The organism is Rhodothermales bacterium, assembly GCA_039944855.1.
GTDB lineage: Bacteria > Bacteroidota > Rhodothermia > Rhodothermales > JANQRZ01 > JBBSMX01.
In genome coordinates this window covers 378,023-402,324 of sequence record JBDUXZ010000005.1, presented here as the reverse complement: position 1 = coordinate 402,324, position 24,302 = coordinate 378,023, and the positions used below count along the sequence as shown (strand labels likewise).

The 24,302-nt window shown below is 66.1% G+C and carries 19 protein-coding genes; 11 read left to right on the top strand and 8 right to left on the bottom strand.

Annotation, left to right across the window (positions count from 1 at the left end):
• Positions 1–701: 701 nt before the first annotated feature.
• Genes ABJF88_04265 through dnaE form a run of 5 tightly spaced genes read right to left on the bottom strand, consistent with a single transcriptional unit; the run spans position 702 to position 6,401 of the window.
• Positions 702–2,078: an AAA family ATPase gene (locus tag ABJF88_04265; protein ID MEP0546122.1), complete on the bottom strand. Its 1,377-nt coding sequence runs from the start codon at positions 2,076–2,078 to the stop codon at positions 702–704.
• A gap of 36 nt (positions 2,079–2,114) precedes the next feature.
• Positions 2,115–2,243, bottom strand: coding sequence for a hypothetical protein (locus ABJF88_04260; GenBank protein MEP0546121.1), 129 nt, complete (start codon positions 2,241–2,243; stop codon positions 2,115–2,117).
• A 3-nt stretch (positions 2,244–2,246) separates the two neighbouring features.
• On the bottom strand, positions 2,247–2,456 hold the full coding sequence (locus tag ABJF88_04255) for a hypothetical protein (protein ID MEP0546120.1): 210 nt from the start codon (positions 2,454–2,456) through the stop codon (positions 2,247–2,249).
• Positions 2,457–2,463: 7 nt separating this feature from the next.
• Entirely contained in the window at positions 2,464–2,931 is a 468-nt protein-coding gene (locus ABJF88_04250; GenBank protein MEP0546119.1) for a type II toxin-antitoxin system VapC family toxin, read from the bottom strand.
• Positions 2,928–6,401: a DNA polymerase III subunit alpha gene (gene dnaE / locus ABJF88_04245; protein MEP0546118.1), complete on the bottom strand. Its 3,474-nt coding sequence runs from the start codon at positions 6,399–6,401 to the stop codon at positions 2,928–2,930. Before dnaE ends, ABJF88_04250 begins: the two co-directional genes overlap by 4 nt.
• 316 nt (positions 6,402–6,717) lie before the next feature.
• Here dnaE and ABJF88_04240 point away from each other — a divergent pair, with 316 nt between their 5' ends.
• The 10 genes from ABJF88_04240 to ABJF88_04195 all read left to right on the top strand — a co-directional run bounded on the left by ABJF88_04240 (position 6,718) and on the right by ABJF88_04195 (position 19,808).
• The gene (locus tag ABJF88_04240; protein MEP0546117.1) at positions 6,718–8,460 is read left to right on the top strand and encodes an ATP-binding protein; all 1,743 of its coding nucleotides are present in this window, start codon (positions 6,718–6,720) and stop codon (positions 8,458–8,460) included.
• Positions 8,461–8,500: 40 nt separating this feature from the next.
• Positions 8,501–9,226, top strand: coding sequence for an acetylglutamate kinase (locus tag ABJF88_04235; GenBank protein MEP0546116.1), 726 nt, complete (start codon positions 8,501–8,503; stop codon positions 9,224–9,226).
• Positions 9,227–9,361: 135 nt separating this feature from the next.
• Positions 9,362–9,538 carry a histone H1 gene (locus tag ABJF88_04230; GenBank protein ID MEP0546115.1) on the top strand — a complete coding sequence of 59 codons (177 nt, stop codon included), beginning with the start codon at positions 9,362–9,364 and terminating at the stop codon, positions 9,536–9,538.
• Between the two features lie 86 nt (positions 9,539–9,624).
• Entirely contained in the window at positions 9,625–10,548 is a 924-nt protein-coding gene (locus tag ABJF88_04225) for a DUF3078 domain-containing protein (GenBank protein MEP0546114.1), read from the top strand.
• 48 nt (positions 10,549–10,596) lie between these two features.
• Positions 10,597–12,969, top strand: coding sequence for a tetratricopeptide repeat protein (locus tag ABJF88_04220; protein MEP0546113.1), 2,373 nt, complete (start codon positions 10,597–10,599; stop codon positions 12,967–12,969).
• Between the two features lie 151 nt (positions 12,970–13,120).
• On the top strand, positions 13,121–14,425 hold the full coding sequence (locus ABJF88_04215) for a type IX secretion system plug protein domain-containing protein (GenBank protein ID MEP0546112.1): 1,305 nt from the start codon (positions 13,121–13,123) through the stop codon (positions 14,423–14,425).
• Positions 14,426–14,639: 214 nt separating this feature from the next.
• Positions 14,640–17,135 carry a zinc-dependent metalloprotease gene (locus ABJF88_04210; GenBank protein MEP0546111.1) on the top strand — a complete coding sequence of 832 codons (2,496 nt, stop codon included), beginning with the start codon at positions 14,640–14,642 and terminating at the stop codon, positions 17,133–17,135.
• 116 nt (positions 17,136–17,251) lie between these two features.
• Positions 17,252–17,737 carry a flavodoxin domain-containing protein gene (locus ABJF88_04205; GenBank protein ID MEP0546110.1) on the top strand — a complete coding sequence of 162 codons (486 nt, stop codon included), beginning with the start codon at positions 17,252–17,254 and terminating at the stop codon, positions 17,735–17,737.
• 179 nt (positions 17,738–17,916) lie between these two features.
• Positions 17,917–18,642 carry a hypothetical protein gene (locus ABJF88_04200; GenBank protein MEP0546109.1) on the top strand — a complete coding sequence of 242 codons (726 nt, stop codon included), beginning with the start codon at positions 17,917–17,919 and terminating at the stop codon, positions 18,640–18,642.
• A gap of 83 nt (positions 18,643–18,725) precedes the next feature.
• The gene (locus ABJF88_04195) at positions 18,726–19,808 is read left to right on the top strand and encodes a M14 family zinc carboxypeptidase (protein MEP0546108.1); all 1,083 of its coding nucleotides are present in this window, start codon (positions 18,726–18,728) and stop codon (positions 19,806–19,808) included.
• A 4-nt stretch (positions 19,809–19,812) separates the two neighbouring features.
• Here ABJF88_04195 and ABJF88_04190 read toward each other — a convergent pair whose 3' ends face one another.
• Both ABJF88_04190 and ABJF88_04185 read right to left on the bottom strand, forming a co-directional pair.
• Positions 19,813–20,355, bottom strand: coding sequence for a spore maturation protein (locus tag ABJF88_04190; protein MEP0546107.1), 543 nt, complete (start codon positions 20,353–20,355; stop codon positions 19,813–19,815).
• A gap of 51 nt (positions 20,356–20,406) precedes the next feature.
• Complete coding sequence (locus ABJF88_04185) at positions 20,407–21,441, bottom strand: nucleoside recognition domain-containing protein (GenBank protein ID MEP0546106.1); 1,035 nt, start codon at positions 21,439–21,441, stop codon at positions 20,407–20,409.
• Between the two features lie 121 nt (positions 21,442–21,562).
• On the opposite strand from ABJF88_04185, the gene ABJF88_04180 reads away from it, so the two are divergent.
• A complete protein-coding gene (locus ABJF88_04180; GenBank protein MEP0546105.1) occupies positions 21,563–22,255 on the top strand; it encodes a PPC domain-containing protein in 693 nt (230 codons plus the stop codon).
• 13 nt (positions 22,256–22,268) lie between these two features.
• Here the strand turns inward: ABJF88_04180 and uvrC are convergent, their stop codons facing one another.
• Positions 22,269–24,188, bottom strand: coding sequence for an excinuclease ABC subunit UvrC (uvrC, locus tag ABJF88_04175; GenBank protein ID MEP0546104.1), 1,920 nt, complete (start codon positions 24,186–24,188; stop codon positions 22,269–22,271).
• Positions 24,189–24,302: the final 114 nt, after the last annotated feature.

Below are 24,302 nucleotides of genomic sequence, written 5' to 3'. Positions count from 1 at the left end.
AGGGGAGAGCAGGAGCGGGTCGGGACTCCCGTTAGCATACGGTCCGACGTACGGCAGCCCGAGGGGAGGGTTGCGGGGATCGTGGCGCGTGTTGCGGACCCCCCTTCAGGAGTTGTCAACGCCGGGATCGTTGCTCCGACCTCGCCTCCGGTTCTACGAACGTGCTGCGTCAGCCCGGCGCCAGGTCATCACCGAAGTCGTGCCAGTCCGGGTTCTGCATCCTACATGCAGTTCAGGGCCAAGGATACACCGACGGTCTTAGCTACAGTGTCTTTGCAACAGATGATTGTGCCCTGGATTTTGATAAATGTTGCCCCGAGGACCGTTGACAAGGTGATGGTTTCTGAAGTCAGTATGTAAGTTCATGTCGTGAGAGCACAGTAGCCTAACATTGCTAACACGGGCTAAGGCAATCACGTGCGGGTCATCTGATACACATTGATTCATTTCCTCGACCACTTGGGTTTCACTGTCTACGCTGGCATCTGTGACTTGTATTGCTCTTCCTGCTTGGTCGAGAACACGCAGGGTAGAAGCGACCCTAGCGCTAACGACATATTCTCTCTTAAGACCCCCACCGTACACCAACTTTACGTCACAAGGGCCATTGCCGAACAGGCACTCTCTTAGATGTGAGAAATCGGGATCATTATCAGTGAAGAAAACACGATGGACGACATTGTTATCAATGATAATGCACATTATTCAGTTGGGCCGAGTTCTTCAGATGAACGGGTTAAGAGGTTCATTTCCTCCCTGAGGAAGAACTCGCGGTAATACGGAGGGGCGTTCACGATATTGCCGTTCCTATCTAAATCTATATTGTGGGCTCTTGCTCCAGATGAGTCTTTGTGCATGAAAATTATTTGTATAAGGTCAGGATCAATATTGCCTCGTGCTACTTCTTGGCGGACTCGGTCTATAATGTAATCACTATGAGTTTCTACAATTATCTCTCGGGTGCCGTCTGAAACCAATCTCGAAAAGAAAGAACCTAGAGCAGCTTGTGCCTTTGGATGAAGATGTACTTCAGGCTGTTGGAGGAGAAGTAGACGGCTATCTGCCGTGAGCACGCTTTGTACTACAATAGGCAGAGCTTGGCTTACACCGTATCCCACGTCAACTAGATTGCGATCATTTCCATCAATAGTCACTGTCAACTGAAAAGGGTCGCTAGCATGTTTTCCGAGTTTGTGAACCTTAAAGCCTTCAAACATTCCAGATTCCTCGCCGAAAGTATTGAGGGCTGATATTACCGCACGTTTTTCTTCCCAAGCACTACCTTGCGAAAACAAGCGAGAGAGTGTGAAGGGAATATGATCACCAGCGGGGCGATATTCTGCCTCTGCGTGTCCATAGATCCGCTCAGGTTTTGTTCGGATAGGCGCAATGGATAGGGCGCGCCCTGGCACGGAAAAATATCCTAGATCATATATTCTTTCGAAAATCCAACGATAGTCCGAGTCGTCACGCTTAGCTCTAATAATGTCCTCGTTGTCCCTAAATATGTGATAAGCTATTTCGTCAAGTCTAATCCTTCTTGCATCACCAAAAATACGAGGGAAATTGAAATCGGAACCTATTTCAACTTTCCCCTTTCGTACCGTTATGTGGCCCTCGAACACATTATCCTCTGAATCAAAGGCCTCAATCTGATACTGGACGTCATCATAATCAATGGTGAGCTTGCGGAAGTCAGGATTTCCTAGTTTTTCATTGTACGTAGCTACTACAGATATCGTGGTCCCTCTCTCTCCTCCCTCTTTGTAAAATCCAATACTGAAAGACTTAGCTGGCTCCTGCGTGTCCTCCAACACAGTAGCTATGGTGTCGTAGCCGCCTAGGTTAAAAGGCGGAGCATTGAATCGTGGCTGAAGTGGATAACTCTCATAATCGTACATCGCCGATATCATTGCTATCAGCGTTGACTTTCCTGAGCTATTCTCCCCCGTAACAAATGTTAACGGCTTGATTGGAATTCTATGTCTGCCTGAAAAAACGCGGACATTTTCAATTATAATTTCTGTATGACGTATTGGGACAGCGCTGTTGCCGGATGCCCTTCGAGAGAATAGCATAAGCGTTCATGGTGTTTGGATAGAGATATCACTAACCTAAGCATCTCCTTCTAGCGCCACCATCTTTCGGCCGAAGCGGCGGTACATCCCCTGCATCAGCTCCGGCGTCGGCTCGACCATGCCTTTCTGGGCGCGCAGGCGGACGGGCTGCGGGATCTCCCGCATTCGCTACTCCGCAGCGCCAGCCTGCTTCGCTTCCTTTGAGCGGTCCACAAACGTGTAGCCCTGTCGGCGGAGTTCGTCTTCGTGGCGCTTGATGTCGGCAAAGATGGCGTCGAGGTCGTAATTGAACGTGCGGGCGTGGGCGTCACGGACGGCGCGAATCTCGGCGACGATGGGGTCGTCCCACTGCTCGGAGTCGGGGAGGTCAGGAAGCATGGTCTCGTTAGAAAAGCTCAGCGGGGGTGCAGATCGTGGGGGTTACGTAGCCGTTTGAACGGCAGACCTGCTCGATCAGGTTTCGGAGCGTGGCGTTGGCGATGTGCTTGCAGTTCCAGGTGAGCAAATAGTCCATCCCGTTCGTCGCGGCGATCGCGACGTGGAGCGCATCTTCGGCCGCCTTTTCGGGCAGCGCTCCCTCGGCAAGGAAAGCTCCAGCGAGTCGCCCCGCCTCGTCAGTCACGGACAGCGAAGCGATGCCCTCCAGCACGGCCAGCCGCTCGCGGGCGGCCTCGGCATTCCCGGCCCCGGCCTCTCGGCGGACAGCGGCGGAGGCGAACATCTCAAAGTCCTCGCGCCGCCGCTCCCACCATTCCCGCGTGAGCTGCTGGTTCGCCAGCACGATCACGTCCCGCGCCGGGCGAGCAGTGAGGTAGCCCACGAACGAGGTTTCGAGATAGACGGTCGGCTTCACGCATCCCCCTCCAGCGCCACCATCTTCCGACCGAACAGCCGGTACATCCCCTGCATCAGCTCGGGCGTCGGCTCGACCATGCCTTTCTGCGCGCGGAGGCGGACGGGCTGCGGGATCTCCCGCGTCTCCACGTCGAACAGCAGTTGCACGGGGCCTTTGTTGCGCTGGCAGAGCGCGTAGAACTCGTCCATCGCCTCGGGGAGGGTGTCGTCAGCGTTGAGGCGGAGGATGATGCGCTTGACGTACTCCTCGCGCACCTTCCACATCGCGTCCACGGACTGCGCTTTGATCTTCACGCTGCCGCCGCGCACCTCGGCCTGCCCGCGCACCATCACCACCTCGTCCGTGCGGAGCATGTGGCTGTGCCGCTCGAACACGCTCGTGAATAGGACGACCTCGCCCTGCCCGGTCTGGTCCTCGAGCGTGAGGAACGCCATCGGCTTGCCGGCCTTCGTCGTGATCTGCTTGACTTCGGTGATGATGCCGCACACCTTGTGGTCGCGCTCGAGGTCGATGTCGTCGGGCCGCCCGAGGTAGGCGCTGACGAAGGCGTTGACCTCGGCCTCGTAGGCGTCGAGCGGGTGGCCGGAGACGTAGAACCCCATCAGCTCTTTCTCGTGGCGGAGCTGCTCGCCGCGCGTCCACGGCTCGACGTGCGGAAGCGACGGCTCGAAGTTGTCGACGCCGGGGTCGCTGCCGCCGAAGAGGGAGTTCTGGCCGAGCGCCTTGTTGACCTGGTGCTGCTGCCCGAAGCGGTAGGCGTCGTCGGAGGCCCCGGAGAGCTGCGCCCGGTGCGCCTCGCAGAAGTCGAACGCGCCCGCCCGCGTGAGCGCCTCCAGGGCCGTCTTGTTGACCGAGTGGAGGTCGACGCGCTTGCAGAAGTCGAAGAGCGACTCGTACGGCCCACGCTCGGCCCGCTCGTTCACGATCGCCTCGATCGCGCCCGCGCCGACGGTTTTGACGGCGTAGAGCCCGTAGCGCACGAACCGCTGCCCGTCCTCGACTTCGACGTTGAAGTGGTGCTCGGAGCGGTTGACGCAGGGGGGGAGGAGGTCGAGCCCCATCCGCCGCGCCTCGTCGAGCGCGACGGCGAGCTTCTTCGAGTCGCCCGCCTCGTTCGTCAGCACGGCGGCCATGAACTCGGCCGGGTAGTGTGCCTTCAGGTACGCGGTGTGATACGCCACCAAACTGTAGGCGGCACTGTGCGACTTGTTGAAGCCGTAGCCCGCGAACTTCGCCATCATGTCGAAGACCTCGTTCGCCGTCTTCTCGTCCACGTCCTTCTTCGTCGCGCCCTCGACGAAGATCACGCGCTGCGTATCCATCTCCTCCTGCTTCTTCTTGCCCATCGCGCGGCGCAGCAGGTCGGCGCCGCCGAGCGTGTAGCCGCCCATCACCTGCGCCATCTGCATCACCTGCTCCTGGTAGACCGGGATGCCGTAGGTCGGCTCCAGGATCTCGGCGAGCATCGGGTGCGGGTGCTCCACCTCTTCGCGGCCGTGCTTCCGGTCGATGTAGCTCGGGATGAGGTCCATCGGGCCCGGCCGGTAGAGCGCGTTCATTGCGATGAGGTCGTCGATGCCCGTCGGCTTCAGCTTCCGCATCCACTCGCGCATCCCCTCCGACTCAAACTGGAAAATGCCGACGGTGTCGCCTTTCTGGAAGAGTTTGTACGTCTTCTCGTCGTCGAGCGGCAGGCTGTCGAGGTCGATCTCGACGCCGTGGCCGGTCTTGATGAGGGCAAGGGCATCGTCGAGAACCGTCAGGGTTTTAAGCCCGAGGAAGTCCATCTTCAGCAGGCCGAACTCCTCGATCCACTTCCCGTCGTACTGCGTCACGACGGCGTCGCCCGCGCCGCCCTTGCCTTTCTGGATCGAGACGGGGACGTACTGCGACACGTCGCCGGGGGCGATGATCACGCCGGCGGCGTGGACGCCCGTGTGCCGCGCCGAGCCTTCGAGCACCGTCGCGTAGTGCATCAGCTTGCGGATCTGCGGGTCCGGCGACTTGTATAGCTCGGCGAACTCCTTGACGCTCGACTTCGCGTCTTCGAGCGACACCTTCACGCCGTCGGGCACGAGCTTCGAGATCCGGTCGGCCTCGGGGAGCGGGATGTCGAGCACGCGCGCCACGTCGCGGATGACCGACTTCGAGCCCATCGTCCCGAACGTCACGATCTGGCAGACCGACTCGCGGCCGTACTTCTGCACGACGTAGTCGATGACTTTGGCGCGGCCCCGGTCGTCGAAGTCGATGTCGATGTCCGGCATCGAGATGCGCTCGGGGTTGAGGAAGCGCTCGAAGAGGAGGTCGTACTGGAGCGGGTCGATGTTCGTGATGCCGAGGCAGTAGGCGACGCACGATCCGGCGGCGGAGCCTCGGCCCGGCCCGACGCTCACGCCGAGGTCGCGGGCGGCCGTCGTGAAGTCCTGCACGATGAGGAAGTAGCCGTCGAAGCCCATCTCGGAGATCACCTTCAGCTCGTAGTCGAGCCGTTCGCGGATGAGCTCGCTGATGCCCTCGCGCCCGTAGCGCACCTTCGCGCCTTCGTAGACGAGGTGGCGGAGGTAGGCGCCGGGCAGCTCGAACGCCTCGGGGAGCGGGAAGTGCGGCATCAGCAGCGTCCCCATCTGGAGGTCGAGCCTGCACTTGTCCGCGATCTCGCGCGTCGTGTCGAGCGCGCGGTCGACGACGAGCGCGTCGCCGACGGAGTCCGCGAACGCCGCCTGCATCTGCGGCGCCGACTTCAGGAAGAACTGGTCGTTCTCGAACCGCATCCGTGTCGGGTCGTTCAGCGCGCGGCCGGTCTGGAGGCAGAGGAGCACGTCCTGCGCCGCCGCGTCGTCCTGCTCGACGTAGTGCACGTCGTTCGTGGCGACGACCTTGACGCCGAACTGCTCGGCCCACCGGAGCAGTACGGCGTTGCACTTCCGCTGCTCGGGGATGCCGTGGTCCTGGATCTCGATGTAGTAGTCCTCGCCGAAGATGTCGAGGTACTCCTTGAACACCTTCAGCCCGGCGACCTCGCCTTTGTTCAGGATCGTCTGCAATACCTCGCCCTGGAGGCAGCACGTCGTCGCGACGAGCCCTTCGCTGTGGGCGCGCAGCGTGTCGCGGTCGATGCGCGGCTTGTAGTAGAACCCGTCGGTATAGCTCATCGACGAGAGCTTGATCAGGTTGCGGTAGCCGACTTCGTCTTTGGCGAGGAGGACCTGGTGGTAGCGCGTGCGGTCGTTGGTGTCGCCCATCCCGCTGGGCGTGACGTAGAACTCGCAGCCGATGATGGGCTGGACATTCGCCTGCTTCGCGTACGTGTAGAATTCGGGGACGCCGAAGAGATTGCCGTGGTCGGTGATGGCGAGCGCCGGGATCTCTAGCTCTGCCGCGCGGCCGACGAGCTTTTTGATGCGGGCGGCGCCGTCGAGGAGGGAATACTGGGTGTGGCAGTGGAGGTGGCAGAACTCGGGCATCCGGCGGATCGGGTGAGGGCGGGTGGGGCAGGGGTCCCGAAAGATGCAGGGAGACCGAGCCGACCACAAGGCGTGTGGATAACTCGCTACCCGGACTCCGCCCGCAAGGGCTTCCCTCTCCACACTGGTTCAGGCGTTTCTTTGTTCGATGTAAGGAAAGCGGCAGGGAACGACCGAACGTTTCCAGAAAAGATCATGCAGAGGATGGTTAGAAATTTTGAAGGGTGACCGATACCCCTCGGGAACGCCCATCCATGTCGGTCCAGACTGCTTCATGTCTCTCTCTGCTGAGCCCTCCTGCCGAGCGGCCCATTCCATGCTCGCTTCCGACGCCGCGGAGGGGCCGCGTAGCCACGTGTTGGGTTTCATCGGCTTTCGCGTGGGGCTGATACTGTATGCCGTGTTCGTCCCCGGTTTCTGGGTGTGGTACCGGCCCGACTTGATCGGGAGCATCGATCCACTCGCCTGGCGGCTCGGGCTGTCGGCGTGCGCCAGCCTCGTCCTCGCAGGGACCTACACGAGCCGGTGGGTCCGCCGCCGCATCGTCAGTCTGTTTACGGGGCTGCTCTACCTCCTGGCGGGGTGGTTCTTCCCCCTGCTTGCGCTTAACCGGCTCCACCACGACTACGTCATCGGCCTCCTCCTCATCGTGGTCTCGTCGGCTTTCGGGCTGGCGGTGATGGGGCGGTGGGAGCGGCGGGTGGAGCGGCTGCTCTGGTACCTCGGCTTCGTGTTCGCCGCGACCCTCGCGTCGGCTGTGCTCGTGCCGGACCCGCAGATCGAAGGGGCCCAGTTCGTGGCGACCGTGATCGTGATCATCGCGATGGCCTACCTCTGCGCCCGCGTGACGACGAGTGTTGAGGCGCAGCTCACCCACAGCGAGGCCGCCGCGCGCGCCAGCGACGAGCGCTTCCGGCGGGTGTTCGAGAACGTGCACGACGTGCTCTTCGAGGTCGACGACCGAGGGCGGCTGACCCTGCTGAGTCCGGCGTGGGTGCGCATTACCGGGTTCGGCGTGGAAGAGAGCCTCGGTCGCTCGTTCTTCGAGTTCATCTTCGAGGACGACAAGCACGAGACGTACGATCGGACGCAGGCGCTCTTTCATCGGGGCGAGGAGGTCTACGACGAGGTCGTCCGCGTCCGTACGGCGCAAGGCGAGGTCCGCTGGGTGGCCGTCCGCGCCCGTCTCACCTATGGTCCTGCCGGGGTGGCGAGCGGGGCAGCCGGCACGCTCGCCAACGTCACCGACAGCTTCCGAGTGCAGGCCGAACAGAAGGCGCGCGAGCGGGCCGAGGAACTCCTCCGGCTGAAGACGTCGTTCTTGAACAACATGAGCCACGAGCTGAGGACCCCGCTTACGGGCATCCTCGGCTTCGCCGAAGTGCTCGCGGAAGAGGTGACGGGGGAGCAGGCCGAGTTCGCCCAGCTCATTCAGACCAGCGCTACGCGTCTGCTCGGTACCGTCAACTCTGTTCTGGACCTCGCGCAACTGGAGGGATCCGGGCTCAGCCTCTCCCCGGAAACGTTGGACGTGGCCGCCGAGGTTAGCGAGGCTGTCCGACTGCTGTGCCCCCTCGCCGAGCAGAAAGGGATCGCTCTCAGCACGTGCGGAGCGGAGGCCACCCTCGCGGCGGACATGGACCCCCACGCCCTGCACCGGATCGTGACGAACCTGGTCGGCAACGCCATCAAGTTCACCGATCGCGGGAGCGTTGTCGTGCACGTCGAGTCGGTACTCGGGCGGGTTCTGGTGGTCGTGGAGGACACGGGGATTGGGATTCCTGAAGGAGTGGTACACCGGATGTTCGAGCCGTTCCGGCAGGCGTCAGAGGGGCTGGCACGGAAGCACGAGGGGAACGGACTCGGGCTCACGATCACGAAACAACTGGTAGAACTGATGGGGGGCGTGATCACCGTCGAGAGCGAGGTCGGCCTGGGCACTCGCTTTATCGTCGAACTCCCGGTGGCGGTGGGGCAGGGGGACGGAGCGGGGGGTGATCGGCTGCCGGAATCGGGATACATCAGCGCGACGGATCTGCAGGCGACCCATCTCGCGTAGGAAGGGGCACGCCCTCTCCGTCCGCCCGACCTGCCCTCGCATGACCTACGTCCTCTACCTCGACCGCTACCACCTCGGCGACCCGCTCTTCCTCACCGGCTTCGCCCGTGACGTGCAGCACCTCGGCGCGCCGTGCGTGCTCGTCCACGGCGCAGGGGAGGCGGCGGAGCGCGCGCTCGAAGCGCAGGGGCGATTCCCGACGTTCGACGGCGGCGTGCTCCGCGTCGAGTCGACCGAGGATCGGCGCATCGTGGCGCGGGCGGCGCGGGAGCTAAACCGGCAGATCGTCCACACGCTCAACGAGGCAGGCGTCGCGGCCGTGGGGATCGAAGCGTCGGGTCGCGGGCTCCTGCAGCGGGCCGAGGGCGGGATTCTCGCTAAAAAAGTGACGTGGCTGCGTGATCTCGTCGCGCAGGGCGCGGTGCCCGTCGTGACGGCTCTCCTTCCGGGTCCGAGCGGGGAGGCGGAGGAGGTAAACGGCGGGGCGGTGGCCGGGGCGCTCGCGCTCGCACTCACCGATTCGGGCATGCCGGCCGTCGCCACGTTCCTGACGAAAAACGGCCAGAACGGACTGTATTCGGGTGATCGGCGGATCGATGAGGCCGCGATGGACGCGGTAACGGAAGGGGTGGTGCCCGAACCAGAGGCGTTGCGCGATGGGCACGCGGCGGGGGCCGAGGTGACCATAACGAGCCGGTCGGGGTTGCGCTCGGCGCCGGTCCTGGCCACACGAATCCGCCCGGAGACGGCAAAGAAAACGCCTTAAATCACGCCGAGAGGGCGATTGCGGCTTGACACCTTGCCCTACGGGTGCTATCATTTTCGCGTCACTCACGTTTCTATGGGGCTTGCCGATGAACGGCTGGCCTCGCCTATCACCCCCATACGGAGGATTCAACTCATGGCCCGTTACGACGATCTCAAGGAATTTGTGGAGTCCATGGAACGCGACTTCAGCCAGTTCTACGAAAAAGGCAACAAAGCCGCTGGCACCCGCGTCCGCAAAGGGATGCAGGATCTGAAGAAGATGGCCCAGGACATCCGGGTCGAGATCCAGGACAAGAAGAGCGACATGTAGGCTTCGCCCGCTACAGTTCGTCGAGGGCCGCGCCGGCAGTGGCGTGGCCCTTCTTTTTTACCCCCGCGCTTCCACCGACTCCCGCTATGCCGCTCTTCGTCTTCCGCCGGCTCTTCGTTTTCCTCGGGCTCTCCGCCTTCCTGCTGGCTGCCGGCGCGCCGGCGAGCGCGCAGGATGAGGAGGAACCGCTAACTGTCGCCGAGGGGTGGCGCTCCAAGCTGACCGGCCAGCTCGCGTTCAACCAGGCCGCCTACAGCAACTGGCAGGAGGGCGGGCTCGACGCGCTCGCCTTCACCGTCGGCACGAACGGCCGGTTCGCCCGCCTCATGGGCCGGTTCAAGCAGACGCACGACGCCCGCCTCGCCTTCGGCCTCGTCAAGCAGGACACGCTCCAGTTCCGCAAGGCCGTCGACGTGATCCGCTACGCGTTCCAACTCCAGTACACCGGCACCGGCCACTTCCAGCCGACGTTCGCCACCGATATCCGGACGCAGTTCGCGGCGGGCTTCGACTACGACCCCGACCCGGAGGCCTACCCCACGCTCGCCGACCGCATCGTCCCCGGCGAGCGGCTGAAGGTGGCCGACTTCTTCGCCCCGGCGATCTGGACACAGACGGTGGGCATCACGTACGACCCCGACCGCTGGTACACGGCGCGGCTCGGCTTCGCCACGAAGGAGACGATTGTCCTCATCGACCGGCTGCGGCCGGTCTACGGCAACGCGCTCGACGAGACGGTCCGCGTGCAGGCCGGGCTGGAGTTCCTCGCCGAAGCCCAGAAGGAACTGTTCGAGAACGTCCTGCTCCAGTCGCGGTTGAGCCTGTTCCAGGCCTTCAACCAACTCGACAGCGCCGCGCCCGACCTCGTGTTCGAGAACATCCTCCAGCTCAAAGTCAACGACTGGCTGAACACGAACCTCGAACTCGTGTCGCTCTACGACAAGGACACGATCGACAAGATCCAGCTCAAAGAGGTGCTCTCGATCGGTGTCGCGATCCGGCTGCTGTAGGTCGTAATACGTGACACGTGATTCGTGAGACCAAGCCCCCATGCCGAGGTGAAGCCCACGCATCGCGCATCACGCAGCACAGCCCGACCGACGCTCCTCGTCGCCGGGGTGTACGCTCTGCTGTGTTTCGCGCTGTGGCCGGTGCCGCTGCTGGGCTTGCTCCACGTCGAGTCGAGTGCGGTCGTGGCGGGCGTCGGGTTCTTCGCGTCGGGGCTGGCGGCGCTCGCGCTGTTCCGGCGAGGGCACGGGCTGTGGGCGGCGCTTGGGCGGATGGAGGCGCTGCTCGTCGTACCGTGGGCCCTCCTCACGCTCTCGCTCCTGTGGCGGCCGAACTGCGGCTACGGCCAGGGCTCGCTCCTCTTCGTCGTCTTCGCGGTGCCGAGCGTGGCATTCGCCGTCGCGCTCGCGTTTGCGATTGATGCGACGCGAAGGACGTGGCAGCGGACCGCGTTCGTGGTGGTCGGGCTCGCCGTTGCCCTCGTGCCGGTGCTCTACGATCTCGGGCTGCACCCGCAGTTCTACACGTACAACCACGTCTGGGGCGGCGTGCTTGGCCCGATCTACGACGAGGAGCTGGCCGTGCGGCCGGGGCTGTTCTGGTTCCGCGGGCTCACGCTGCTATGGGTCACGGCGCTCGTGCTGCTCGGTCTGCGGGCGAAGGAAAGGCGGGCGGGGAGGGCGAGAATGGAAGGAGAGGAGAGGAGGGAGGGGGTGGAGGGAGAGGAGAGTAGGGCGAGGACGAGGAGGGATGACGCTGCCCCTTCCGCCCCCAAACCTCTAAACCCCCAAACCCCGACACTCACGTCGGCGCTGCTCGCCGTCGTCGTGCTCATCGGGACGGCGTACCTCTTCTCCGCGCGGCTCGGGTTCAACACGCCGGGCTGGCTGATCCGCGAGCAACTCGGCGGCCACCTCGCGACGGAGCGGTTCGATATCTACTACGACCCGACCTCGCTCTCGCCCGGCGAATTGCAGGTGATCGCTGACGCTCATGCCTATCGCTATCACGCGCTCCGCGAAGCGCTCGGCGTCGACGTGCCGGAGCGGATCGCGACGTACCTCTACCCCGACGCGGCGACGAAGGCGGCGCTCACCGGGGCCGGGCTGACGAGCGTGGCGCCGGTGTGGCTGCCGCGCCCGCAGATGCACCTGCTCACGGCCCGCTTCGACGATACGTTCGCGCACGAGCTCGTCCATGTCTTCTCGCGCGAGTTCGGGCTGCCGGTGCTCCGCGCATCGCTGGCCGTCGGGCTCGTGGAGGGGTTGGCCGTGGCGCTCGAACCGCCGGAGGGGCTGCCGGGGCCGGACGAACGCGTCGCGGCGGCGGCGCGGTACCGGGACGCGGCGGGCACGCTCGTCGGGCCGCTCGGCGAGGCCGTAGCGTCGCGCCTCTCACCGCTCGGGTTCTGGACGGGGCGTGGTGCCGTCTCGTACACCACGGCCGGCTCGTTCGTCCGCTACCTCTACGCCACGCGCGGGGCCGAGCCGCTGCGCGCCGTCTACGCCACGGGCGACTTCGAGCGGGCGTACGGCGTGCCGCTCGACACGCTCGCGGCGGAGTGGGAGGCGGCCGTGATGGCCGCGCCGCCGGATGCCGAAGCCGAGGCGCTCGTCGCCCGCGTGTTCACGCGCCCGTCGCTCTTCGAGCGGCGCTGCCCGCACTACGTGGAGCCGTGGAAGCGGGCGTACCGGGCCGGGCTCGCCGCCTTCGCCGCCGGGGAGCCCGACGAGGCGGCAGTCCACTTCGAGGCCGCCCTCGCCGACGCCCCGGCGCAGCCCGCCGTCCTCTCGACGTGGGGATGGCTCGCACTCGCGCGGGGCGAGACGCAGCCCGTCATCGAGCGGCTGCACGCGGCGATCACGGAGGCCGACACGACGGGCGGAGCGTCCGCCGACGCGGCGCTGTGGGGACGGCTCGGCGACGCATTCGCGCTCGAGGGCCGACGAGCGGAGGCGGACTCCGCCTATGCACAGGCGCTCACAGCGACGCCGCCGTACCAGCGGTCGGCGCGGGCCCTCCTCCAAACTCGTGCACGGCTCGACGCGGAGGCGCTGGGCGTTCTCCTCGGGACGGAGCCCGCGGCGGAGCGGGCAGAGCGATTGGCGGAGCGAAACGATCCGGCTGCTCACCTGCTGGCGGCGCGGCTGTGGGCGGAGGCCGGCGACTACGGCGCGGCGCGGGCCGCACTGGAAGCCGTGCCACCCCGCGCGGTGCCCGAAGCGGAGGCCGAGCGGTGGGTGTGGCTCGCACAGTACGCCCACCTCCTCGGCGACCGGCGCGACGCGATCGCGTTCGCTGCCCGCGCTGCCGAGGCGTATGACGCGCAGGGTGCGGTGCACGCCGCCGCGCAGCAGCGCGACCGCGCCGACGCGCTGCGGTGGATCGTGCAGCGTGAAGATCCGGTGCTCGGGCTGCGCTGAGGCCGACAGGCAGACTACGGCCGTCCGCGCGGGCGTTTCCCCGATTCCTGACCGCCGCGCGAAGCGGGTCCGAAAGGGCTTGCCTTCCGAAGCCTGGCGCGGCATATTCCGGGGCCGCGTTCGCCCGTCCCGCTCTCGTTATCCCACGCCGATGCCCCTGCTCTCCGCGCTCCGCCAGCCCGCCCTCCTCGCGCTCGCCCTCCTGAGCGCGCTCGCGGGCTGCGCCACCACCGAAGAGGGGACGCGGAGCGACGAGCCGTACGACGTGCCCGCGACGCCCGGCCTCACGCTCAGCCGCCCGGCCGACTTCGTCCGCACGATCCAGCTCTACCGGACCGGCGACGAGGGCTCGCTCCCGATCCTCCCCCTCAGCTCCGGCCAGACGCTCACGCTCGAGTTCGACCTGCTGGCCGACTTCGGTGAGCCGTTCTCCGTCTACTTCTACCACGCCGACCGGCAGTGGCAGCGCGACCTGCTACCCGTCGAGTTCCTCAAGACGTTCCAGAGCGACGACATCCTCGACTACGAGCCGTCGCTCGCCACCGAAGTCCGCTACAGCCACTACGAGTACGAATTCCCCAACCAGAACATCCAGTTCCTCCGCAGCGGCAACTACATCCTCCGCGTGACGGACCCCGGCGACGAGCGGGCCGTCCTCTTCGAACAGGCGTTCTTCGTCACCGAGCAGGCCGCCGAGGTCGATTTTACGGTGCGGAGCGGGCTCGGCTCAGCGACGTACTTCCAGCCCATCGCCCGGCTCCGCCCGCCCGACGCCTTCGACAGCCCCGTCTACGACTACAACGTCTGCTTCGTCCGCAACGGCCGCATCGCCGTGCCCCGCTGCGCGGCCGACCCCACGCTCGTCGGCGGCTCCCTCTTCGAGTTCCTCCTCCCGCGTGAGACGGCGTTCACGCTCGAAGGGCCGCTCTACGAACTCGACCTCTCGTACCTCCAGCCCGGCCCGCAGGTTGTCGACGTCAGCCTCGACACGTCGCCGTACGCCGTCACGCTCGACCTCGACTACGCCCGCTTCGGCGGCGACCTCTTCGACCGCGACCTCACGGGGCGGACGCTCGTCTCGACCGTCGTGCAGGACGCGCCCGGCCCGGCCGACATCGGCGCGGAGTACGTGCAAGCGCTCTTCCGCTTCGTGCCGCAGAACGAGCAGCCGGCGGCCGGCCCGGTCGTCCTCACCGGCAGCTTCAACGATTGGGCGGTGGACCCAGCGTACGAACTGCTGTGGAACGCTGCCGAGGGTCGTTACGAGGCCGAGGTCCTCATCAAGCAGGGCCGCTACGTCTACCAGTATTACGTCGACGACCCGGCCGAGCGCGAGCGGATCCGCCGCTCCGCCGGGCTCGGGCAGCCGAACCTCTACACGGCGTTCGTCTACCTCTACGACCCCTCGTACAACACGGACCGCCTCCTCGCCGTCACGAATATCCTCGGGCAGTGAGGGAAAGGAGGGAAAGGCAAGCAAAACCGTCGAAGGTAGGCAGGCCGTCGCGCTCCCTTCCACTCTCCACCCCCTCCACTCTCTCCACCCCTTCCCCGCGTCCCGCACCGTTCTCGGACCGCTTGGCAACAGACCTGCAACGGCGCTCGCACCTGCTTCGTCGCGCGTTCGTAGTCTCCGCTCCTTCCTCCCATTCCGCACCCGCCTCCCGCTCATGGTATCGCTTCGCTTCGTACTGCTCCTCGCCCTCGCCTTCGGCACCGCCTTCGTCGGCTGCTCGGGGGCGTCCCAAGTCACCGCGTCTGACGCTGAGGAAGAGGAAGAGGACGACAAGGACTTCAAGCCCTATGACGAGGTCGTCACCGACTCGACCGGGACCGACACCGGGCTCTTCACGATCCACGTCCTCGACGAGGGCGAGAAGCTCCTCTTCGAGATCCCCGACAGCCTGATGCGCCGCGAGATGCTGCTCGTCTCGCGTATCGCGCGGACGGCAGACAACATCGGCTACGGTGGGGAGGAGGCGAACACGCAGACCGTCCGCTGGGAGCGGAAGGGGAAGAACGTCCTCCTCCGCACCGTCGCCTACGAGAACGTCGCCGCCGACTCGCTGCCCATCGCCGAGGCCGTGCGGAATTCGAACTTCGAGCCCGTCGTCGCCAGCTTCGCGATCGAGGCGCTGAACGAGGACTCGACGGCCGTCGTGATCGACGTGACGAAGCTCTACACGACGGACGTGGCGCCGCTCGGGCTGCCGAAGGGGCGGCGCGAGGCGTACAAGGTGAGCCGGCTCGACGACGACCGGAGCTTCCTCGAACGCGCCGCGAGCTACCCCGAGAACATCGAGGTCCGCAGCGTGCTGACCTACAGCGCGGCCGAGCCGCCGTCGCAGGGCAGCACGGGCACGATCTCGCTCGAGATGGCGCACTCGATGGTGCTCCTGCCCGCCGTCCCGATGCAGCCGCGGCTCTTCGACCAGCGCGTCGGCTTCTTCGACCTCCGGCAGACCGACTACGGGCAGGAAGCACAGCGCGCCGAGCAGCGCCGCTACATCCTCCGCTGGCGGCTCGAACCGTCCGATCCCGAGGCCTATGCGCGCGGCGAACTTGTCGAGCCCGTCGAGCCCATCGTCTACTACATCGACCCGGCGACGCCGGAGAAGTGGCGGCCGTACCTCAAGCAGGGCGTCGAGGACTGGCAGCCGGCGTTCGAGGCGGCCGGCTTCAAAAACGCCATCCTCGCCAAAGACCCGCCGACGCCGGAGGAGGACCCCGAGTTCAACCCGGAAGACGCGCGCTACTCCGTCATCCGCTACTTCGCGTCGCCGGTGCAGAACGCCTACGGTCCGAACGTGCACGACCCGCGCAGCGGCGAGATCCTCGAGTCCGACATCGGCTGGTTCCACAACATCATGAACCTGCTGCGGAACTGGTACTTCGTGCAGACCGCCGCCTCGAACCCGAACGCGCAGAAGGTGGAGTTCAGTGACACCGAGATGGGCGAGCTGATCCGCTTCGTCTCCGCCCACGAGGTCGGCCATACGATCGGGCTCCACCACAACTTCTACTCGTCGAGCGCGGTCCCCGTCGATTCCCTCCGCTCGCCGACCTACACCGCGAAGCACGGCACGGCGCCGTCGATCATGGACTACGCCCGCTTCAACTACATCGCGCAGCCCGGCGACGGCGTGACGCGGTTCACCCCGGACATCGGGGAGTACGACATCCACGCGATCGAGTGGGGCTACCGCCGCTTCCCCGGCGTCGACGACCCCGACGCCGAGCGGGCGCTCCTCAACGAGATGGCGCAGCGCGCGAACGACGATCCGCGTCTGCGCTACGTCTTCCAGGCCGCCGTCGCCACCGACCCGCGCGCGCAGAACGAAGACCTCGGCGACGACGCCGTGCTCGCCGGCGAGTACGGCCTCGCCAACCTCCGCCGCATCGCCGACCGCCTCGTGACGTGGACGAGCGAGGAGGGCGAGGACTACGCGAACCTCGACGAGCTCTACGGCCAGGTCGTCGGGCAGTGGGTCCGCTACATGAACCACGCCGGGAGCAACGTCGGCGGCGTGTTCATCGACTACAAGACGGCCGACGAGGAGGGCGTGGTCTACGAGCCGGTCCCGGCCGACCGCCAGCGCCGCGCGCTCCAGTTCGTCCTCGAGAACGGGCTCGCGCGGCCCGAGTGGCTGCTCGACACCGACATCCTCCGGCGGATCGAGGCGGCCGGCGCGCTCGACCGCGTCCGCTCGGCGCAGGTCAGCATCCTGAACCGGCTGGTCGACCCGAGCCGGATCGCCCGCCTGCTCGAAGCCGAGGCCATCGATGGCGGCGAGGACGTGTACACGGCGGCGGCGATGCTCGGCGACGTGCGGCAGGGCGTGTGGGCCGAGCTCGACGCGGGCGCGCCCGTCGACCCGCTCCGCCGCAACCTCCAACGCGGCTACATCGAGCGGCTCCAGTACCTCATGGAGGAGGAGCCGGAGGTGCCCGACGGCGAGTTCATCCGCTACTACGTCGGCATCACGCCCGTCGACGTGAGCCAGTCCGACATCCGCCCGCTCGTACGCGGCGAACTGCAGGACCTCGACGGGGAGATCGCCGCCGCATTGCGGAGCCGCGGCGTCTCGGGCGACCGCGCCACGCGGCTGCACCTCGAAGACGCCCGCGCCCGCATCGAAGACATCCTCGACGGGAAGGAGGACTGAGGTCTGGACGTGTGGGAGTGTGGACGTGGGAGAAGAAATCACGTCCACGCTCCCGTACTCCCACACCCCCATACCCAAAACTCGGAACGCACGGCGCGGTCGGCCATACCAGCCCGATGACACGCCGCACGCCTCCCATCCTCCTCCTCGTCGGGACCCAGACGGGCAACTCCGAGCGGGTCGCCGACGAGGTGGCCGACGCGCTCGCCGACGCGGGGCATACGTCGCTTATCGTCGACATGGCCGACGCCGTGCCGGAGATGCTGGCGGAGGCCGACCGCCTCATCGCCGTGCTCTGCACGTGGAGTGAGGGGACGTTCCCCGACAACGCCGTCGAGTTCTTCGAGTCGCTCGTCGCCGTGGCCCCCGACCTCTCCGGGGTGTCGTACGGCATCATCGGCCTCGGCGACCATCTCTACGACCCGTACTTCCAGACGGCGGCGTACCGCCTCGCCGATCAGCTCGACGCGTTCGGGGCTCGCCGCGCGCTCGACCATTTCGAGATCGACAAAGGGCCGTCTCCCGCCGACTTCGAGGGGGCGCAGGCGTGGGCGCTCCGGTGCGTCGAGGCCTTCGAAGCGGACCGGGCGGGCGCGGCGTGAGGCGACGGCCGGGGGTAGGGGAAGTCCCCAAATCCGGCGATTATGGAACACTGAGGACCGGGTTTGGTGTTCGATAGGGTGATGGCGGCCCATCCCTATCGTCGTCCTCGTGTGCGCCGCGCTGTGCTCGGCCTCGCTCATTTCTGTTCTTCTGCTCGCTCTTCTCCCTTCTGCTCGTCATGCGCACTCCACTCCGCTCCTTCTTCTTCCCCCTCATTCTTTTCGCTGCCGTGGTCTTTGCAGGCTGCTCCGCGCCCGGCACGGAACTCGCCCCCGCGCCCGCCGCCGACGAGGCCGCCAGCATGATGGACGCGGCCGTCGACCGGGTGGAGGGCGTCCGCATGGTGGTGCAGTCGCAGGCGTGGCCCGGCATGGCCGAGGTCAAGCGCGAAATAACCCCGCTTCGCGTCGTGATCGAGAACAACAGTCAGATCCCGGTCCGCCTCCGCTACGACGAGTTCACGCTCGTCGGCCCGCAGGGGCAGCGCTACGCCGCGCTCCCGCCGTACGGCGTTGAGGGCAGCGTCGAAGAGCCTGCGCTCGTCGACGGCTACGCCCCCGTCACTGCGCCGGCGTTCGAGTACCGCAACTTCCGCGTCGCGCCGTACTACGCCTCCGCCTACCCGACGATCAGCCCCTACGCCGACCCGTTCTACTACGACCCGTACTACTACGAACGCTACGCCACCGCGTGGCAGTCCATCGAATTGCCGACCGAGGAGATGGTCGCGGAGGTGCTGCCCGAAGGTGTGCTCGACCCCGGTGGCCGCGTCGAGGGGTTCCTCTACTTCCAGCGCGTCGACGCGGACCTCCCCCGCGTCCGCTTCCGCGCCGACCTCGTCAGCGCGAATGACGGCGACGTATTCGGCGAGATCTCCATCCCGTTCGTCGTCAACAACGAGTAGCGATCCCCGGCCCCCAAGCGCGTCCGACCCGATGCGGGCTCGGTTGGTCGACAGCGACGAGCACGTCCTGTAGGTTCCTCCTTATGCGACTCACCGAGATCGACGTGACCGACCTCCGCTTTCGGACCGATGACGAAGTCCGCTCCGAGATCCGCCACGCCTGCGCCTCGAACGCCGACCTCGCGCAGTTCCACGACCTCGGGACCAGCGAGGAGGGGCGGCCGATCTACGGCGTCACGCTCGGCCACGGGCCGCAGACGGTCACGCTCATGGCCGGCGCCCACGCCGACGAGCCCGTCGGCCCGGAGACGCTGCGGGTGTTCATCCTCGAGAGCCTCGCGAACCGCGACTGGCTCGCCGAGGGCGACGGCTTCGCCGACCTCTTCGACCGCTTCACGTTCCGCATCATGCCCCACGTCAACCCCGACGGCGAGGCCCGGAATCAGCCGTGGATCGGCGCGTGGCCCGATGTCGAGGCGTACCTCCGGCACCGCGTCCGCGAGCAGCCCGGCCGCGACATCGAGTTCGGCTACCCGGTGATGCGCGTGGAGAACCGTCTCGCCGCGCGCTACCTCTTCGACTACACCCCGCTCGCGCTCCACATGAGCCTGCACGGGATGGGCTTCTCCGAGGGCGGCCTCCTCCTCATCGAGCGGCAGTGGGTTGAAGGCACGGAGGCCCTCCGCACGGCGTTCGTCGAGGCGGTCCGCGACGCCGGACTCCGCCTCCACGACCACGACCGCGGCGGCGAGAAGGGGTTCGACTACATCGACCCCGGCTTCTGCACGACGCCGGAGGGGAAGGCTATGCGCTTCCACTTCCACGAGCGCGGCGACGCCGGGATGGCGGCGAAGTTCTTCTCGTCCTCGATGGAGCTCGCGCGGCTCGCCGGGTACGACGCCGCGCGCCAGCGCTACCCGCTCTGCCTCGTCACCGAGTTGCCGCTCTTCGTCATCGAACGGGCGTACCGCCGCGAGCCGGGGCTCCCGACGGCGTACCTCGCCCTCCGCGACGAGATGGCGGATCTCCAACTCCGCATCCAGCGCGGGGAGTCCATCCGGGAGCACCTCGCCCCGTACCAGCTCCGCCCGCTCGACCTCGGCACTGCCGTCCGTCTCCAGCTCCGCTGCATCGAACTCGGGCTCGAACAAGTGGCCGAGGCGTAGCGGCCTAGCCGAAGAGGAGGCGGACGGCCCACACGGCGACGAGCATCGCGGCGAAGTCGGCGACGAGCCCGGTCGGCACGGCGTGGCGCGTTTTCTTGATGTTCACCGCGCCGAAGTACACCGCGATCACGTAGAACGTCGTCTCCGTCGAGCCGAACATCGTGGCGGCCATCTTGACGAGGATCGAGTCCTCGCCGTACTGCGCGATCATGTCAACGACGATGCCGGCCGAGCCGGAGCCGGTGAGCGGGCGGACAATCGCCATCGGCAGCACCTCGGCCGGGAAGCCGATGAGCCCGAGTGCGGGGCGGAGGAGCGTGATGAGGAAGTCCATCGCCCCGCTCGCCCGGAACATCCCGATCGCGAAGAGGATGGCGACGAGGTACGGGATGATGCGGACGGCGACCTGGAATCCCTCCTTCGCGCCCTCGACGAAGCTCTCGTAGACGGGGACTTTCTTGTAGAGGCCGTACAGCGGGAAGCCGACGATGATGGCCGGGAGGACGAAGTAAGAGAGGAGGCTGACGATGTCGCGGAGCGTTTCCATCGGATCGGGAGTCGAAGAGGCGGGAAATCGAAGAGACGAAGAGGAGGCGCGTCAGGAAGTGGGGGGTGGCTCCGGCGGCGCATCGTCTTCTCGGTGCATCGGGTCCCCGGCTGCGGCGAGCCGGTGTGGGTTCGAGGCCCGCGACTTCGGCAGGCGGGCGAACAGCTTGGCGGCGATGATGGCGACGGCGAGCGAGACGCCCGTCGTGATCCAGATCGCGAAGATGAGCTGGTTGATCTGGAGCCCCATGAGGGCGAGGAGGAGGACGGGCGGGACGAGCTGCACGCTCGCCGTGTTGATGGCGAGGAGCATCACCATCGAGTCCGTCGCCGTGTCCTCGGTGGGGTTGAGCTCCTGCAATTCCTCCATCGCTTTGATCCCGAACGGCGTGGCGGCATTCCCGAGCCCGAACACGTTCGCCGCCATGTTGAGCGCGATCATCCCGAAGGCGGGGTGGTCGGCGGGGATGTCGGGGAAGAGCGGGCGGAGGACGGGCCGGACGAGCTTGACGAGCGAATAGATGATGCCCGAGTCCTCGGCAATCTGCAGCAGGCCGAGGAAGAGCGCGAGCACGCCGATGAGGCTCAGCGCGATGCTCGCCGCCGTCTCGGCGAAGTCGAGCGCGGCCCCGGCGATCGCGTTCATCTTCACGAAGCGGACGCGGGGGAAGTCGAGCGCGACGGGGACGGCCGCGACGCCCGGCGCGGCTGGGAGCGCGCCGACGAGCGTGCCCTGCAGCTGCTCGTCGCGCGAGTTCGTGAAGTCGCGGATCGTAGCGAGCGGCTCGGGCAGGTTCGACCCCTCGGCGAAGCGGACTTGCAGGCCTTCACGCGTGCGGATCAGCATGGCGTCGTAGGCGGAGTCCGGCCGGGCGTCGGTGTCATAAAACGCGCCGTACGCCGTCGGATCGACGCGGACGGCGATGGGGGTGCGGCGGGCGCCGGGGTCGTAGCCCTCGGGGAAAACGAGCGCGACGGGGAGGTCGGCGTCGTTGCGGAAGGTGTCGCGGGTGAGGTCGCGGACGTCGTAGAAGAGGGCGAAGACGAGGCTGAAGACGATCAGCCCGGCCCAGATGTAATTGAGCATCGGCAGAGAGGCGGGAAGAGAGGAAAGCGAGGGGTAGGTACGGAGGATCGCACGATGCGCGCAAGCCGCCGCCGAATTATGCCGCCGCCGTATCTTCCCGCCTCACCCTCAACCTCGACCCATGAAAGCGCTCATTCTCCTCGGCTTGCTCACCGGTTTCGCCGCCCCCCTCGCCGCACAGACCTATTCCGGCACCCTCGAACCCGGTGACGCCACGCGCGACTTCGGCGAGCTCTACGACGCCTACAGCTTCGAGGCGAAGAACGGGCAGCAGGTGACCGTCCGCATGGAAGGCGACCCGAACCTCGACAGCTACCTCATCGTCCGCTCGCCCTCGGGCACGGAGTGGAATAACGACGACTTCGAGGGCTCGAACATCTCGCAGGTCTCGATCATCGCGAGCGAGCCGGGGACGTGGAACGTGTGGGCCTCGGCGTACAACAGCGAGCAGCGCGGGCCGTACACCCTCGTCATCACGCCCGGCGGCATCGCCGAGGTGACGACCGTCTCCGGCCGCCTCGACCCGAGTGATCGGCAGACGATCAAGGGCGAGTACTACGATACCCTCCCCATCGATGCGCCCGCGCGCGGCACCTTCGCCGTTGAGCTCGTCAGCTACGGCTTCGACGGGTTCCTCCGGGTGAGCGCGCCGAGCGGCCAGCAGTGGCGCAACGACGACGCCGGTTCCACGACGCTCTCGCGCGTCGAGAACCTCGTCGGCGCCTCTGGAAACTGGACCGTGGATGTGACGACGGTCGGCCCCGGACAAGTGGGCGCCTACGACCTCCGCGTGATCGTCTTCCCCGAGAAATAAGGCAGGGGGTTGGTTACGGCACGTCGCCCGAGGGCGGCGGGCCGGCCGGGACCTCCTCGGACTCGACGGCGGGCGCGTCGGGCGTGGCCTTGCCCTCCTGCGTGCGGAAGTAGCCGTGGACCTTGCTCGCGAGGCTCGGACCGACGACCTCGGCGAGGGTCTCTTCGGTCGCGGCTTCGATGCGCTTGACGGAGCCGAGCGTCGTCAGCAGCTTCTTGACGGTCTTCGCGCCGACGCCGGGGATGTCCATCAGCTCGGAATGGAGGGTCGTCTTCGTGCGTTGCTTGCGCTGCGCCGTGATGGCAAAGCGGTGCGCCTCGTCGCGGACGCGCTGCAACAGCCGCAGCGCCGACGACGTGCGGGGGATCATCACGCTCTGGCTGTCGCCGGGGAAGAACACCTCTTCGAGCCGCTTCGCGAGGCCGACGACGGGAAACTTGCCGTACACGTCCACGCCCCGCAGCGACTCGACGGCCGACGAGAGCTGCCCCTTCCCGCCGTCGATCACGACGAGGTCGGGCCACGGGCCGTTCTCTTCGAGCGTCCGCCGGTAGCGCCGATGGAGGACTTCGCGCATCGACTGGAAGTCGTCCGGCTTGCCGCTCTCGACGGTGCGGATCTTGAACGTCCGGTACTCCGACTTTTTCGGCTTGCCGTCCTCGAACACGACGCACGACGCGACGGTGCCGGTCCCGCCGAGGTGCGAGATGTCGAAGCACTCGATCCGGCGCGGCGGGTGCTTCAGCCTCAGGTCGCGCTGGAGTGACTTCACGGACTTCGGGATGTAGTCCTCGTCGGCCTTCGCCTTCTGCAGCTTCCACTCGCCGACGAGCAGCTTCGCGTTCGCCTCGACCATCCGCAGCAGACTCGCCTTGTCACCGCGCTCGGGCACGCGGAGGTCGACGATCCGCCCGCGGCCCTCGCGGAGAACGGCTTCGAGCGGGGCGGGCGTCTCGGGCGCGTGGCTCAGCAGCACTTCGTCGGGGAAGAATGTCGCCTCGGTGTAGTGGTCTTCGAGCAGCCGCTGCATCAGCTCGCTTTCCTCGACGCCTTCGACGGGCCGGATGACCTTGTGGCGGCGGCCGAGAATCTTCCCCTCACGCATCACGAAGAGCACGCCGATCGCCACGTCCGCCTCGCGGTCCACGTGGAGGGCGAAGAGGTCGCGGTCGGCCCCGTCCTCGGCGACGACCTTCTGCTTCTGCGCGTAGACTTCGAGCGCCCTCGCGCGGTCGCGGTACTCGGCGGCCTGCTCGTACTCCTTCTCGGCGGCGAGCCGCTGCATCTCGTCTTTCAGCAGGGCGATGAGCTCCTTCGTCTTCCCGTTGAGCAGCTTCTCGATCTGCTGGATCTTGCTGTTGTAGTGCGCCTCGGACTCGTAGCCGACGCACGGCGCGGCGCAGCGCTGGATGTGGTAGTCGAGGCACGGTTCGAACTTGCCGGCCTGGATATTCCCTTCGGAGAGGTAGAGCGAGCAGCTTCGAAGCTTGAAGAGGTCCTTGATCGTCTTCAGCGCGAGCTTCATGTTCTTCACGTCGGTGTACGGCCCGAAGTACTTGGAGCCGTCTTTCTTGACGCGGCGCGTGGGGAAGACGCGCGGGAAGCGCTCGTTCTTGATGCAGATGTAGGGGTAGGTCTTGTCGTCCTTGAGGAGGATGTTGTAGCGCGGCTTGAGGCGCTTGATGAGGTTGTTCTCGAGGATCAGCGCCTCGGCCTCGGTGTCGGTGACGATGATCTCGACGTCCTCGACTTTGGAGACGAGGATGCGCAGCCGCCGGTCCTTCGGCCGCGACTCCTGGAAGTACGACCGCACGCGGTTGCGGAGGTTCTTCGCCTTGCCGACGTAGAGCACGGTGCCCTCGGCGTCTTTGTGCTGGTAGACGCCGGGCGAGGTGGGGAGGTGGGCGAGCTTGTCGGCGAGCGCGTCGTTCATCGGGCGAGGCAGGCGAAAACGGCAAAGCTAGCGAGCGGGGGTGACACCCCGTTGCCGTACCCGCCGCGCGCTCCGAACGTTTCCGACGAACGTTCTGCCATCCGTAGAGACGTC